Below are 16,157 nucleotides of genomic sequence, written 5' to 3'. Positions count from 1 at the left end.
AGACCTCATGCTAATAAGAAAAATATAGAACGTAGTAATAGATTGGAATAAGGGAAGGGATGTTTACATATAGTAGACGGGGGATAATTCATATAGTAGTTAAAACAGCAAGTTACTATAATAAAAAAATAAATATTTAGAAATTTACAAAAATACTTTACAAAATCTAAAAAAACAGTAGAATATTAATTAATAAGAATTTTCTGATAACGAAAGTTAGTAGAGAATTTCTAAATGTTAATATCGTACATATAATTGGGGAGGGTACAAAAAAATGAAGAGAAAAAAGATGAAAAAATTGACAGCGGTCGTAGCACCAGTTTTAGTAATGAGTATGGCATTAACAGCTTGCTCTGGATCAGGAGATAAAGAGAAGGCAAGCACAACACCGAAAAGTGGTGAAAAAGAAGGCGGAAAGTTAGCGGCGAAGCAAGTGCTTAATTTAACAGAGTCTCAAGAGATTCCATCTATGGACTCTGCTAAAGCGACAGACCAAGTATCGTTTCTAGCTTTAAACAACGTAATGGAAGGTTTATATCGACTTGATAAAGATAATAAGGCAGCTCCAGGGGTTGCTGAATCATATAAAAAGAGTGATGATGGTAAAAAGTATACATTTACATTAAATAAAAATGCAAAATGGTCAAATGGAGACCCTGTAACAGCGAAGGATTTCGTGTTTGCTTGGAAACGTGTGGTAGATAAAAATACAGCAGCGGAATATGCATACATTATGTTTGATTTAAAGAACGCAAAAGCAATTAATGATGGGAAAGCACCACTTGATACGTTAGGTGTAAAAGCTGTAGATGATTACACATTAGAGGTAGAATTAGAAAATCCAGTTCCTTACTTTGTAGAATTAACTTCATTCGGAACATTCTATCCGTTAAATGAAAAATTCGTAAAAGAAAAAGGTGAAAAATTTGGTTTAGAAGCAGATACAACGTTATACAACGGACCATTTACATTAACAGACTGGAAACATGAAGAAGGATGGAAATTAAAGAAAAATGCACAATATTGGGATAATAAAACAGTTAAGTTAGATGAAATCAACTTTAACGTAGTAAAAGATAGCGGTACACGTGTAAACTTATATGAAAGTGGACAAATCGATCGTGCGGGACTTACATCTGAAATGGTTGACAAATATAAATCAAATCCAGACTTCTATACACAAAAAACACCATCAACGTTCTTCTTACGTTTAAACCAAAAACGTGGTGGGCAAGATACAGTATTAAAAAACAAAGATTTACGTTTAGCGATTGCAAAGGCATATGATAAAAAAGGCTTAACGAACGTTATTTTAAATGACGGATCTACACCGGCAGATTACTTAGTACCAAAAGAATTTGCGAAGAGTCCAGATGGAAAAGACTTCCGTAAAGATAACGGAGATATTTTAAAAACAGATGTGAAAAAAGCAAAAGAGCATTGGGAAAAAGCGAAAAAAGAACTTGGAAAAGAGCAAGTAACGATTGAGCTATTAAACTACGATAGCGATAATGCGAAAAAAGTAGGGGAGTTCTTAAAAGGAGAACTTGAGAAAAACTTACCAGGGTTAACAGTGAACTTGAAAAATCAACCGTTTAAGCAAAAGTTAAAATTAGAATCAGATTTAGATTATGATTTATCTTACGCTGGTTGGGGCCCTGATTACTTAGATCCAATGACATTCATTGATATGTTCGTTACAAATGGTCCTCATAACCAAACTGGATATTCAAATCCAAAATATGATGAAATTGTAGAAAAAGGTAAAGGCGAGCTATTAACGAAAACGAAAGAACGTTGGGATAGCTTACTAAAAGCTGAGAAAATGTTACTTGATGATGCTGTAATTGCACCATTATATCAACGTGGTGATGCTATCGTTCAAAGACAGAAAGTAAAAGGTATTGTTCACCATCCAGTTGGTGGAGACTACAGCTATAAATGGGCATATATTACAGAGGATAAGTAAGATGAGGGGCGTACAATACGCCCCCTTTTTCTATGCACTTTTCTTCCGTCCTCGAATATATAAAATAAAAAAGGGAGAATCCCATGAAACGAAACACATACATCGATTTCCTAGCTTATTACGGAATAGGAAGTGCTCATCCTGGTGGTTTTACGTTAACAAAACAATTGTTAGCACAACTGCCTTTTAAATATGGAGCGAATGTCCTTGAGATAGGTTGCGGTACGGGGAAAACAGCGGCATATATGACAAGGGAATTTGGTTATAAAGTAACAGCGGTTGAAAAGAATGAAATTATGATTCAAAAGGCAAAAGATAGATGGTTGTTTGAAGGGTTAGATATACAATTAATTGAAGGAAATGTAGAGAATTTACCGTGTTTGAATAACTCATTTGAGTTCGTACTTGGAGAATCAATCATCGCTTTTACAGATAAAGAAAGGGTTATCTCGGAGTGTTATCGTGTATTACAGCAGGACGGTAAGCTTGTTGTCATTGAAATGATTATTGATAGGCACATTGATAAGGGTGAGGAAGAAAAAATCGCCCAATTATATGGCATGAAAGAACTGTTAACTGAGAATGAGTGGGTACAATTATTTCAGAAAGCAAATTTTAAAAGAATTACAATTGCGGGTGGTGGCACGATTGCAGAAACAATCTCTGGCTCTGTAGAAGAGCCAGAATGGAATGTATCCTCACATATTCCGAATGAGTTATATGAGGCGTGGGCACAGCATGAAAATGTACGGCTTATGTACCAACACATTTTAGGGCATCGTATTTTTATATGTGAAAAATAAAGAAAAAGAGTTGGCTAAAGGTAGCCAACTCTTTACTATGTTAAATGAAAAATAATGCAGCTAATGTAATTCCGAAGATGAAACCAAATCCGAGTTCAACACCCCAGCCACAACCGCCGCCTCCCCAGCCGCCGCAACCACAACTACTACAACCACGACCACCACATCCGCAGCTGCTGAATCCACCACCGCATCCGAATCCACAACTATCACACCTGCTAAGGCCTCCACAAAGGTCACAACCACCGTTTGCATAAGCGTCGTAGTATCCGAACCCTGAATCAAAAGATGAGCGCTGTTGCACCGGTTCGATCCATACAGAGTTTTGTGTCACATCGATTATTTTACCTAAATGTATACGGCCATCACGGTCTTCAATCCGAACAACTTTTCCGAAATAACGTTGGCATGTATGATAACATTTTTGTCTATGCATATTCTTTCCTCCTTCCGCATTACAGTAATACGATATGTAAGGGGGACAAGTGCGGCTTGTACGAATGCCCTATCTATCATAATTGTTATAGGAAAGGGGAAATATAAGAAGAGGATATATAAGGAGGAAAAGGCATGAAATCTACAGATCAGTTTCAGACATACGAAGTACCATGGGAAGATTTTATTGAAGCGTTACGAGAGGAAATGAAGAAGCAAGTAGGGACAGATATTATTGATACAGTAGTTTGCAATTTAGAAGATGGTTTTGAAGTGTATACATATGTGCAGGGGGATTTAGATTTTGAATATAAGGAAGCGCTTGAGAGAAAATACGGAAGTGATGCGAAGACACCTAATGTGTTAACGATAATGTTATTAGCTAGTATTTATAATACAGGTGAAGAGAATATACGCTTGCATGCGGATCATAAAGAGAATCCGATTGTTGAAGTGTATGTAAAGCAATGAAACACGCTGTGAAAGGCGTGTTTTTTAATTGTATGATAAAATGTTAGAAAATTAAGAAAGAAGGTGATGAGTTGGGAATTAAACATCTTAATTTAACAGTTGCAGATGTAGTAGCTGCAAGAGAGTTTTTAGAAAAGTATTTTGGCTTAACTTGTAGTGGAACAAGGGGGAATGCCTTTGCAGTTATGCGTGATAATGATGGATTTATACTAACGTTAATGAAAGGGAAAGAAGTTCAGTATCCAAAAACATTTCATGTAGGATTTCCACAAGAAAGTGAAGAACAAGTAGACAAGATAAATCGAAGATTGAAGGAAGATGGATTTTTGGTCGAGCCTCCTAAGCATGCCCATGCGTATACGTTTTATATTGAAGCACCTGGTGGATTTACAATAGAAGTGATGTGTTAAGTCAAAAATCAAACTTTTTGTTATGCGTTTTTAAAATAAAAAGTAGGAAAAGTCTGTTTTAAGCGTGGAGCTTAAACAGGCTTTTTTACTTATATAATTGGATAGAGAATGCTAGAAGGAATATTACCAAGTGTATGATCTGTTTACATAATAAGGTTATGGTGGGTTAGTTGTCCTAAAATACAAGTCATATATCTTGTTTCCTCTCATAAATTTAAACATAGGAATTTGTCTACAAAGGTGGCGAAGCCTCATCATGAAAATCCGAATTTGTGCCACGTTCATGTTGTTTCTATTTATATGTTTACCTTTATCAGCTTTTGCAAAAGGAGAGGAGGCAAAGGAAAGGGTCGTTTCACTTGTATATGACGATTCGGGCAGCATGAGAAATAACGATCGCTGGAAATATGCCAATTATGCTTTGCAAAGTTTAGTTGCGCTATTGGATGAAAAAGATAAATTTTCTTACGTTCCAATGAGTAAGCCGAATGATCCATTAAACATTTCGTTAACGAAGGATAAAAGGCAAACAGAAATTGAGGGAATTGGAGCGTGGAAAACGTATTTAAATACTCCATTTAGCGCGGTAGAAACGGCGATGCAATCTATAAAAAAGGAAGCAGATATAGATGGAAAACGTGAATTTTGGCTTATTGTATTAACTGACGGGGCATTTAATGATTTAGAGAAAGATAAGGTTGGCGGAAAAGAACAAATTTTGCAGAAATTAGCCCAGTTTAAGAAAGAAATGGATACAAAAAAGATATCGTTACATCCAGTCTTAATTACGATGGAAGAAGATTTAGGACAACAAGAAAAAGAACAACTAAATACGTTCAAGGAAATATGGAAGAAAGAGATAAATGGTGTTACGATGCCGTCAAGCGGAGAAGATGGCATTGTAAAAAGTGTAAATCAAGTGGCAGCATTAGTTGCAAATCGTGATCCATTCTCCTCTGTTGAATCGATTGTAAAAACGAAAGTAGTGGGGAAAAGAGTAGAGATTACAACACCATTTCCGTTAAAGCGTATGACGCTTGTACGACAATCGCCTTCTCTGCCCGATTATCAGGTCACACAAATTTCTAAACCATTACAATTACAATCTTCTTTTTCCATACATGCACCAGGAGAAGCAAAATTGTTCGGAAATATAGTTCATATAAGTACGGAAAATGAGGAAGTTATTAAACCAGGAACTTATACGATAGAAGTGGACCAGGACATTGAGAAAGAAGGACTACAAGTATTAGTTGAACCAGCGCTTAATTATACGGTTTCTACTTATGACAAAGATGATAGTAGTCAAAAAAATGTAGAGAACATGTACGAAGGTGTTACTGCTGTTATTGAAGCAAAGCCTACGGAGTTGCCAGTTCAGTCTTCTTACTTTCAGGCAGAAGTAGAAATAGATGGAAAACAATATGCAATGAAGTGGAACGATAAAAGGCATGTGTTTTATTACGAAACGAAGCTTGGTAAAGGGTTAGTACGCGGGAAAGTTCATATGAATATAAAGGGGTTTTATAGACAGACGAAAGAATTTAAAATTGAAACAGCTGAGAAACCGAAATTATCACTTCAAACTGTTACAAAAGATTATGAAGAAAAAGTGACAAATTTAGAGAATAGTAAACCATTTGTTTTACAACCACAGTTAGATGGTAAGTTAATGACAGAAGAAGCTGTAAAAAAACTATTAAAATCTACTGGTGTCACATCTAAACAATCAATCAATTATGAAATAAAGCAACATGGAAATCAAATCTATGTTTATCCTCGTCCCTATTACTCCGACACATTTAATTTTACAGATACCGGCACCGTAGAAGCTACCATCGTAATGCAGGATTCAAAGTTACAAGAAGTAAAGAAAAACATAACATTCCATATTCAAGATGCTCCGTTTTATGAAAAATATGCGCTTATTTTTAAGTTTGTCATTCCTATCACTTTATTACTGCTAGTAGTAGGAATCATTGTTTTAGGATGGATTGTTCGGCCAAGATTTCACCGGAAAGCACTACTGTATTATGAATGGGATCAAGAGGTAGCGAAAGATTGGCTATATCAATCTGAACCAGAATTACTTCGAAATAAATGGTGGAACCATTATTTTGGTATCCCATTTAGAGCAGAAAGAAAAACCGTGCAATCCGTTACGTTTATAGCGAAGAAAGGTTCGAAATCTGTCTTTGTAGCGAAAGAATCACAAGTAGTTGGAATGATTATTGATGGAATGTTTATAGCAGAGGATGAAGTAGGAATGGAACATAAGACACTATATCCAAATGAACTTTTACTAATTGATAGGGGATATGGTAAAGAGATTTACAAGTACGAATGTGAATAGTAGGTAGGGATAAGAAGGGGATGGAGTATTGATCCTCTTTCCCTTTTTTCAAACAAGCAAGAATAGGAAGGTGGTTCACATGACATTACAAGTTCCAACAATATTAATTGGTTTAGGTGGAATCGGTAGTACTGTGACGCATCAAATATATGAAAAACTGCCTGAAGAGCGCCGGAAAAAGGTAGCAATGCACGTATTTGATACAGATGTGAATACATTAAGTAAATTCGATCATATTCGAAAGTTTAAGACACAAACAAGTTCTAGTAAAACGCCTAGGGAGTATATTGCGGGAGATCCAACGATCCCAGAGTGGTTTCCGATGGATCCGACTATACTTGATAAACCATTAACAGAAGGAGCAGGACAGTTACGCGTCATTTCACGTTTAGCGTTACGTGCTGCGATGAAAGAAGATAAATTGACGTCTTTTTGGCAAGAAATCGAGAAGATTTTTCCGGTTACAAGTGATCAAACGGAATATGGTGTGCGTGTCATTATAGTAACATCACTAGCAGGCGGAACAGGTTCAGGGATGTTTCTGCAAATTGCTTTATATTTACGTGAAATGCTTCGGAAGAAATTGCAGCATCATAACATTTTAATACGCGGTGCGTTTTTAATGCCGGATGTTTTAGTAAAGACGAGAACGGTTAGCGCGAAAGAATTTGAAACGGTGCAAGCAAATGGCTATGCATCGTTAAAAGAATTACATGCTATTACGCTCGGGTCTACTGGAGAATTATCAAAACGCGGCGGTGTAACAATTGAATTAGAGTATCGCCCTGATCAAGTAGATGAAGACGGAAGAACGAATCATACAATTAAACAACATCATTTACCGTACAATTATTGTTTCTTATACGATTACGAAAACCTACATGGACACCATTTACACAATTTATCAGACTATATGGAACAGATGGCAAATACAATTTATTTACAGTTATTTAGCCCGATGTCCACAAGTCATTTTGCACAGGAAGACAATCAAATTCAGCAATTAGCAGAATCAAGCGGAAAAGGACGATATTGCGGGGCAGGAACGGCAAAACTCATTTATCCATATGAACATGTGTTAAAATATTGTGCTTTAAAATGGGCTGTGCAAGGTTTAGATGAATCGTGGCTTCATTTAGATCAACTGTTTCAAGAGAAGAAGCAAAGATACGATCAAGATGTAAAACGTGGGATGCAACGTGAAAAGCCGGAGAGAGGTAAAAGTTATTTAGAGGACTTGGAGCATCTTGCTACCCGTCCAGAGCAAGCTCATATTTTCTATAGACAAATGTACAATGAAACACGTGAAGGAGCAGAGGGTGGTAAGCTCGGAGTTGCGAAATCAAAACTTTTTTTAGAAGCTGTAGAAAGTTATGTACAACGAACGGTGCAAAAAGATGAGGAATTAAATCGTCTGCAACATGAGTGTAAAATTTCAGCTACGAAACTGAAAATGATGGAACAAATGAAGGGTGAAGTGGCAAGAGTGGATCATGCGGTTCGTTTATATGCGTATGCGATTCCGAGCCGGGTACATGAACATGTAACGACACTTTTATATGACATGATTGAATCAGACCGCTTTTCACCAAGTGGCTCTGAAGGGCAGTCCTATCAATTAAATACATGGTTTTTAAAGAAAACAGATCCCGTTCACCCAGTAGCAGCACGTTTTATGTTATATGAAATTCGAAAGCAGTTAGTAGAAAAAATGAATCGACTACATGAAAATAATGAACAAAAGCGTAATGTAATTCAAAATTACGATAAAAAATTTAATGTGGGTAATATTGATGGAACGGTAACGGCTGTACGCCGAGTAGAAATTGCTCAACAACAAGGCTGGTTCGGAAAAATGATTAATAATCAGCAACGTTTATTCAAAAGAGAATTTGAAGACATCGTAACGCAATATGTACACAAATTAAATGAATATCGAAAAGAAATGCTATTAGAACTTGTATATCAATCGCTATATCAAGCAGTTAATAAAATGATTCAATATTGGGAAAGATTTTTTGATAATTTACATGAAACACGTGAAAATTTACTGTTTGAAATCCAAAAGCGCAGTAAGGAATTTGAAGGGAAAACAAACCCGACGAATGTATATGTATTAGCTGAGGAACAGCTGCAAGAAAAGATATGGCAAGATATGCAGCAACATTTAAATTTAGGTGTACTACCGAAAGATATATCAGCGGAAATTTATATGAGTTTGTACGGGGAATACTGTCGTGATGCGAAAACAGAAGAGATTCAGTCGAAAAAGGTAGAGGATTTCTACCGAGAACATATACTGAGCTATTGTTATGACGAACTGCAAGTACGCTATCGTGATAAATTAGAACTGAATATTATTGAAGCGTTGCGAAAAGAAGCAGATTATAAGAAACGTGATCGCGATGAATACGTTCGTGAAAAAATTGAAGACCTGTTCCATTTAGCGAGTCCATTCGTTCCGAAAGTTGCTCATCATAGGGAATTACAATATTGGGGTATACATCCTTCTTTAAAGAAAGAGTTGCAAGAGGAATTAATTCAAGAAATGTTTAAAGAAAAAGATACAGTACATGAAGCCTTTTCGCTATTTGAAGTGATCTGTTATCGAGCGCATTACGGCTTATCGCTGCAAGACTTTCCTAAATTATCATCAGGACATATTTCAAATGGATTTATGAATGATAAAGGTGACTATTTCCAATCGTATTATCGCCGTGTAAACAAATTAAATAGTAAAAAATCTAGTTTAACGCCGCATTTAGATAAGTATTGGCATTTACCAGCCTTTATGCCAGATTTAAACGCGACTCAAACAAAATTAGATTATGATAAATGTAATCGTGCATTACTATACGCATATATGTATCGCTGGATTAGTTTAGTTGCTGTTGATGGACAGTTTGTGTATCAATATAACGGTGTAGGACGTAGCTTTTTAATTCAGTCGATGGGGAAAAATATTTCAAGCGAAAGTTATAAATTACACAGAGCGTTGCTTCATAATCCGTTTATTTATGAAAACATCTTGTCACGATTTGAAGAAGAGCAAGAAAAGGCGATGATACAAGGTGGACATTTATATACACATCCGTTCGTATTAGGAGCCCAAGATGTAAGATGGCTTAGAAAAGAACATGTCCACAATCTTTTAGATATGATTTTAATGTATGACCGTGAAGCGAAGTATGATTCGACGTTAGAAGAAACATCAGATGAATTATTAAGACTATTCCTTGATGAAATCGAGTTGTATTTCCAGAACTATTACGGTACAGGTGCCGATATGGTGGCAAAGAAAGAGAAAGAAATGTTTATTAAACAATTGTGGGATCGCTCGCATGCAAAAGGATATGTAGATCCAAATAGCGCTCCGTATAAAAAATGGCAAAATTTATTAGGTGTTCAAGATGAAGAAGAAACGTCAAAAACGAATGTATAATGAATGAAAAGGGAATCCTTAAAAGTGGCAATACAACTTTAGAAAAGAGGGATTCTGATGCCGTTTTTAGGAAGTGTATATCAAATATTTGGGTTATATCCGGAACTTTATTATGGGATGATTTCAGCGGAGCTGCAAGAGGAAGCTCAGAAGGAGCATCTTGAAAATAGTAGTGCAGAAGCTGAAGCGGAAGAATAAAAAAAGTGCAGATGAAAATCTGCACTTTTTTGTTAGTATTAAAATGGTAAAATAACCTCAAATGAATTATTATTTTTAAATAATAACTCATTTGAGGTTATTATGATTTTCATTGCATTGTATGTAATGAAAATTGTATGAAAATCAATGTAATAAAATGTGTATGAATATTAAGGTGGAAAACAACAATGTTTTTGAGAAAATAATTATGTATAAAAATAACATTTGATACATAATCAACCGATTATTTTTGATTGATTTATTATTGACAATATAATTAATTGTATGATAAATTCAATCAGCATTCTTAATGGTTTTTTGTACCATTAATATTTTGAAAATTCAATATGCTATAAGGGAATTGATTTTTCTGTTTTTTTGAGGTGGGTTACTAAGTCTATAGGGGAAGTGAACTATGTATATTTTTATTTTTAAAATAGAACAGTAATAAAGAATGTAACAAGTAAGAGATAAACTTGAAAAAGAGGTTTCAAAGAATGAGTCTTTTCATAAAGAAAGCAATGGATGAAGAAAAGAAAAAAGTATTGAATCAAACTTTAGGAGCGATTGATTTAACTCTTTTAGGTATTGGAGCAATTATTGGTACAGGTATTTTCGTATTAACTGGTATTGTAGCAGCGAAACATGCTGGTCCGGCGATTGTATTATCTTTTGTATTAGCGGCAATTATATGTGCATGTGTAGCTTTCTGTTATGCTGAATTTGCATCTACAGTTCCAGTTTCGGGAAGTGTATATTCATATACATATATGACACTAGGTGAGATTTTTGCATTTATAGTTGGCTGGTGTGTTATGCTGGAGTATTTATTAGCGACTTCTGCGGTTGCAGCAGGCTGGTCAGCATATTTTCAGTCATTGTTACTAGGTTTTAATATTCACATTCCTACGGTTTTTGCTTCGGCACCAGGAATGGGGAAGGGTGGAATCATTGATTTACCAGCAGTTCTTATTATTTTAGTTGTTACATTTTTATTAAGCCGTGGTGCAAAAGAAAGTGCACGAATAAATAATATAATGGTTATTATTAAACTGGCTGTTATTGTAGGATTTATTGTTGTAGGGACACAATATGTAAGACCAGAGAATTGGCAACCATTTCTACCGTTTGGTTTTCACGGTGTGGTAGGAGGCGCTGCTACTGTATTTTTTGCTTTTTTAGGATTTGATGCAGTTGCAACAGCCGCAGAAGAAGTGAAGCGTCCACAACGTAACGTGCCAATTGGGCTACTTGTTTCCTTGTTCATTTGTACGGTTCTATATGTAGGTGTTTCATTCGTGTTAACTGGAATGGTTCCGTTTACGGAATTAAATGTTGCTGATCCGGTTGCATATGCGTTGCGCATTGTAGGAGAAGATAGAATTGCTGGGTTGTTATCGGTGGGAGCGATAGCAGGGCTAACAACAGTTCTGTTAGTAGCTATGTTTGCATTTGTTCGTGTATCTTATTCGATGAGTCGAGATGGATTGTTACCAAAAAGACTTTCAAGTGTCCATAAACGTTTACAAACTCCATTTTTTAATACATGGGTTACAGGTATACTAGCAGCTTTATTAGCGGGATTAGTGGATTTGAATTTATTAGCTAATTTAGTGAATATGGGAACGATAACAGCATTTGTGTTTGTATCTATAGCTGTCATTGTATTAAGAAAGACACATCCTAATATGAAGAGGCCATTCCGTGCTCCTCTAGTACCTTTTTTACCTATCGTTTCGATAGTAAGTTGTATATATTTAGCTTTGAACCTTTCTAAGCTTACTTTAATTAGTTTTGTGGCATGGATTATAGTAGGGGTTTTCATATATTTTGTATATGCTAAAAAACATAGTAATGTTAGAAATAGAAATAAAGTATAGTCCATTGAAATAATACTTGTAATGGAAATGAAAACACGCTACTTATTCATATAAGAACAAGTAGCGTGTTTTTTCTATTTAATAATCCCATTTTCTAAAATTTTAATAGTTGGTGCCACTTTCACATTAGCTTTTGAAAAGGCACTCGGCCAATCATCTTCGACTTGTTTCCATTCTTTATATTGAAACGCTCTCGCATAATCACCAAATCCGAATGGATCAAGTTGCTGTTTTTGAATGTTGTGGATTAAATCGTTCAAATCTTTGTTTAGTTGTTTTGTAATAAGAGAAGTTAATTTCTTTCTATCTTTGTCTATATCCATATTGAATGTAAGTTCAGAGACAGCAATTTTTAAATCCATTTTAACATGAAATTTGAAGTGGTTATCGCTATAGTCTGTATGGATATCACGATTCATGCTAAGAACATTTATTGTTACGAAATCGCCGCCATCGGTATCTTTTAAATCACTATTACTTTCAACTGAAGTAGAAGGGATTTTCAATGTAAGCGAAACCGGTGTATTCGCTTTCTTTTGTAACAAAAGAAGAAGGGCGCTTTCATAACGATTTAATGACATTTTATAAATTCCGCGAGAAGTTAATAGCGCGGAACCAGTAACGATAACATCCTTTTTATCTTTTTTTATTTCTGAAATAGCAGGTGTTATACCTTTATTAAACGTTTGCCTGTGAAATTCATGGAATGTCGTAAAAACGGTCCGATTGTACAGTTTGTTCGTGTTAATTAAATCTGTTAAATACTCGGGAAGGGCAGGCTTATCTTTAAAGTTATTATATATAACTGAAGAAATTGGACCGTCTACTGCAACCATGCGCATGTTTCCAGTGTTTTTAGGATCACGATACCAAACATCAAGGTAAGGCATAGCCCCTTCTTGTTTTAAAAAAATTGTGCTAAATAAAATGAGCTGTAACTTTTCTGTAGATACTAAACCGCCACTTGAACTATTAAACGTTGCTTTTGCTTCTCGAGGTGTACGTACTTTCGCTTCATGTGTTTCGTACTTTTTTTCTACGTCTTCATTAAAAATAGGATTTACGTGGTACACAATTAATTTTCCTTTTGCTTTTGCGTCAAAGCCGTAAATTAATGAAATCGATTGTTTTTCTAAGTCGAGTCGATCTCCACAGCCTGTTAAAAAGGTTATGAGAAAGTAAAGTATAGTGAAATGAATAAAGCGCCTCATTTAAACTCTTCTCCTTTTCCAATGCTGATAAAGTGTCATGTATAAGAGAAATACGACTGGGAATAGAAAAACGATAAAATAACTTGCAGTTCCCCAAAATTCTCGCAACGAACTTATTTGGTAAGAGGAAGGGATATAAAAGAATAAGATGAAAATACACCCGAATAATAAAACATAAATAGGTAATGAACTGCTTTTTTTGTTAAGTAATTGATTAATTCCATCTGAAGCAGTGAAAATATAAGGAATACAGGAATCAAAAATAATAAAGAGATAAAATGACAAAAAGATAATTTCAAATCGCTCAAGAAATGAGAAGTGAAATGGTGTAACAAGAGAAAGAGTCGGCCATAAAAACTTTGTTATACCATCTGGACTAAAATAAACAAAAGAGACAAACGTGACTTGAAGATAAATAAATAGCGTAATCAAATTCGCAAGAACAATTCCTTTTTTTGCAGATGATTTATTACTGAGATAAGGATAAAGGACAAATGCAAACTCAAATCCGAGAAACGCAATGATAGTTGATTTTACTGTGTTTAAAACTGGTATCCAGCCTTCTTTAAGAAGAGGAAGAAGATAAATCCAATGCCCATCTTTAAGCGGAATAAACAATAGAAAAGGCATCCATAGTGTGAAAAATACAGTGAAAACAGCATAGCGACTTATAATAAGAACGCCTTTACATGCTAGCATTAACATTGGAATAGATAGTAAAATCATAATTAAAAACATTGGAGTTCTAGGTAAAATCCAAATGTGAATAACGTATAAGAGGGAAAAAATTAAGGAAATAGCTGCAAGGACAGCATATAAAATCCAAAAAATCATTCCTACTCTTCCTAGCCACTCCCCAAGATAACGAGTCAGCACATCGAGTAAAGTATATCCAGGATGATTTTCCATAATTTTCACAATACATAAACTGACTAAAGTAGTGAGAGCACATCCAATAATAATAGACATCCAGCCATCTGTATTTGCCCCTTGTGCAACTTCACGCGGAAGTGTAAGGACACCGAATCCTACTTGAACACCACTAATCGTTAAAATGTATTGAAATAAACTAATCTCCCTCTTTGCACGTTTTGTCACTTATTATCCTCCTTTTCCTCAACATCTCTTTGCCGGTTATCTTGTTTTAATTGTAGAGATAGTGGTCGTTTCTTCATAATTTTCCATGGGAAACGTACAAGGGTATCTTTTAAATCCGAAGCAAATAACGGAGAAAAAGGACTACCATAAGGAACACCGAGAGATTCCATAGAAAGTATATGAATAATAATGATTGCCATCCCAACCATAATTCCAATGACGCCAAATAAAGAGGCGGCTATCATCATTGGGAATCGAAGAAGTCGAATTCCTGCTGACATTTCTAAGTTAGGAATAATGAAGGAGGCAACCGCAGTAATTGATACGACGATAACCATAACGTTACTAACAATCCCAGCTTGAACGGCAGCTTGTCCAATTACAATTCCTCCTACGACGCCGATTGTTTGTCCAACAGGCCCAGGAAGCCGAATCGCTGCTTCTCGGAGCATTTCGAGAACTAATTCCATTAATAAAGCTTCTAATATGGGGGGAAAAGGAATTTTGGCTCGAGATTCTCCAATCGTTAACAACAATTTGAGCGGAATCACTTCATAATGGAAGGAAATCATAGCAATATAAAGAGCAGGAGCAAATATTGCAATAAATAGCCCAGTGAAACGAAGAAGTCGTATAAAAGATGGAATCATGGGTCTGAAGCTGTAATCATCTATCGTCTGAAAAAAGGATGAAAAGGTCATAGGTCCTATTAATACGCCTGGTGAGCGATCTACAACAACGGCAATTCGCCCATCTAGAATATGATGTGCTGTTGTGTCAGGGCGTTCAGTTATTGATAATTGCGGAAAGAGAGTAAAGGAATTATCTTCAACAAACCCCTCTAATTCACCAGTAGTAAGAATCGCATCAACTTTTACTGACTCGATACGAGATGCCATTTCTTTTACGACATTTTCGTTCGCAACATCTGCTAGATAAAGCAAAAAAACCTTTGAAGTAGCTCGTTCACCAACAGTGAATTCCTTCACTTTTAATTCGCGATTTGGAATATATCGACGAATAAGTGCAAGGCTGTCGCTCGCTACTTCATTAAATCCTTCGTGTGAGCTTTTTATGGAGCTCTCTGTTGTAGGTTCTTCAATGCTCCTTTTTGGTGCCGCTTGCGTATCAAGCTCTAAAGTGGATAGTTGTCCGTTTATAAATAAAATACTTTTGCCGTGTAAAAGAGATTGTTCAATGTCTGTCCACTGTTGAACTTTTTTAATATTTCCGATAGAAACAGATGCTTCCCAAAAATCGTCTTCATTCCACTCTTTAAATAAGAGAGGACGAAGAATGTTTACGTTAATAACAGTTTTGTCTACAAGTCCTTCCATATATATAAGTGCAGCTTCCTGTCCGTTTTTTAATGGAAAAGTGCGTGTTATTAATTCTGGAATACCGCTAAACATTTTGGACAAGTGCTTTAAATTAAGGGAAAGGGAAGAAGAGATAGATTTATTTAATGCGTAATCAGCTTGCTCTTGGGTAGAAAAAGATTTTTCACCACGAATCCATTTATTAAAAGACCCCATTTGTTCGCTTACTCCTTGTTATGTTTTATCTCGATTGGTGAGGGCTGATAATCAGTGGGGATGAAGAAAACCCCCCACTGATTAAAGTTTCACTTTATATGGGTTATTATGGATAGTTACAAGCTGACATATGCGTAGTTTAAATTTTATATTGTATATTTTTAACTTTAACGCTATAATTATAGTGTTAAAGATGGAATCGTGATATGACCTGTTATGACTCTATCGTTTTATTTATGAATAAATGGATTGGTATTTTAGCAAGATGTGCTAATAAACTACTCCACCATGATAATAACGTGCCGAAATGCGGTGCGTATATTTTCGTGGTGGAGTTTTTTTATTCTCAAAA

The 16,157-nt window shown here is 35.5% G+C and carries 12 protein-coding genes; 8 read left to right on the top strand and 4 right to left on the bottom strand.

The annotated features are described in order from the left end of the window. Positions 1-274: 274 nt before the first annotated feature. Together NST90_RS16730 and NST90_RS16725 are read left to right on the top strand one after the other, a co-directional pair. Positions 275-1,969, top strand: a complete 1,695-nt coding sequence (locus NST90_RS16730; protein WP_283748132.1) for a peptide ABC transporter substrate-binding protein — start codon at positions 275-277, stop codon at positions 1,967-1,969. An 83-nt stretch (positions 1,970-2,052) separates the two neighbouring features. Continuing rightward, complete coding sequence (locus NST90_RS16725) at positions 2,053-2,772, top strand: class I SAM-dependent methyltransferase (protein WP_000828241.1); 720 nt, start codon at positions 2,053-2,055, stop codon at positions 2,770-2,772. Positions 2,773-2,812: 40 nt separating this feature from the next. On the opposite strand, the gene NST90_RS16720 is transcribed toward NST90_RS16725, so the two are convergent. Continuing rightward, positions 2,813-3,208 (bottom strand): hypothetical protein, encoded by a 396-nt coding sequence (locus NST90_RS16720; RefSeq protein WP_000555006.1) that lies wholly within the window; start codon positions 3,206-3,208, stop codon positions 2,813-2,815. Between the two features lie 134 nt (positions 3,209-3,342). Here NST90_RS16720 and NST90_RS16715 point away from each other — a divergent pair, with 134 nt between their 5' ends. The 6 genes from NST90_RS16715 to NST90_RS16690 all read left to right on the top strand — a co-directional run bounded on the left by NST90_RS16715 (position 3,343) and on the right by NST90_RS16690 (position 11,961). Next, positions 3,343-3,678 carry a hypothetical protein gene (locus NST90_RS16715; RefSeq protein ID WP_000842887.1) on the top strand — a complete coding sequence of 112 codons (336 nt, stop codon included), beginning with the start codon at positions 3,343-3,345 and terminating at the stop codon, positions 3,676-3,678. Between the two features lie 71 nt (positions 3,679-3,749). Beyond that, positions 3,750-4,088 (top strand): VOC family protein, encoded by a 339-nt coding sequence (locus NST90_RS16710; protein ID WP_000511518.1) that lies wholly within the window; start codon positions 3,750-3,752, stop codon positions 4,086-4,088. Positions 4,089-4,344: 256 nt separating this feature from the next. Continuing rightward, on the top strand, positions 4,345-6,441 hold the full coding sequence (locus NST90_RS16705; protein WP_016123220.1) for a vWA domain-containing protein: 2,097 nt from the start codon (positions 4,345-4,347) through the stop codon (positions 6,439-6,441). A 79-nt stretch (positions 6,442-6,520) separates the two neighbouring features. Continuing rightward, positions 6,521-9,883 carry a tubulin-like doman-containing protein gene (locus tag NST90_RS16700; protein WP_283748133.1) on the top strand — a complete coding sequence of 1,121 codons (3,363 nt, stop codon included), beginning with the start codon at positions 6,521-6,523 and terminating at the stop codon, positions 9,881-9,883. 57 nt (positions 9,884-9,940) lie between these two features. Continuing rightward, positions 9,941-10,081, top strand: coding sequence for a hypothetical protein (locus tag NST90_RS16695; RefSeq protein ID WP_001116192.1), 141 nt, complete (start codon positions 9,941-9,943; stop codon positions 10,079-10,081). 497 nt (positions 10,082-10,578) lie between these two features. Continuing rightward, the gene (locus tag NST90_RS16690; protein ID WP_000051661.1) at positions 10,579-11,961 is read left to right on the top strand and encodes an amino acid permease; all 1,383 of its coding nucleotides are present in this window, start codon (positions 10,579-10,581) and stop codon (positions 11,959-11,961) included. Positions 11,962-12,035: 74 nt separating this feature from the next. Here the strand turns inward: NST90_RS16690 and gerSC are convergent, their stop codons facing one another. The 3 genes from gerSC to NST90_RS16675 are packed head-to-tail and all read right to left on the bottom strand — an operon-like array spanning position 12,036 to position 15,805. After that, on the bottom strand, positions 12,036-13,172 hold the full coding sequence (gene gerSC, locus NST90_RS16685) for a spore germination protein GerSC (protein ID WP_283748134.1): 1,137 nt from the start codon (positions 13,170-13,172) through the stop codon (positions 12,036-12,038). Then, complete coding sequence (locus NST90_RS16680) at positions 13,173-14,270, bottom strand: endospore germination permease (RefSeq protein ID WP_000166518.1); 1,098 nt, start codon at positions 14,268-14,270, stop codon at positions 13,173-13,175. Continuing rightward, complete coding sequence (locus NST90_RS16675; protein WP_000534516.1) at positions 14,267-15,805, bottom strand: spore germination protein; 1,539 nt, start codon at positions 15,803-15,805, stop codon at positions 14,267-14,269. Before NST90_RS16675 ends, NST90_RS16680 begins: the two co-directional genes overlap by 4 nt. Positions 15,806-16,157 lie beyond the last annotated feature (352 nt).

This window comes from Bacillus sp. FSL E2-8900, assembly GCF_037966225.1.
GTDB lineage: Bacteria > Bacillota > Bacilli > Bacillales > Bacillaceae_G > Bacillus_A > Bacillus_A cereus.
Note: the sequence above shows the minus strand (reverse complement) of the source record. Positions and strands in the feature narration are given on the sequence as shown.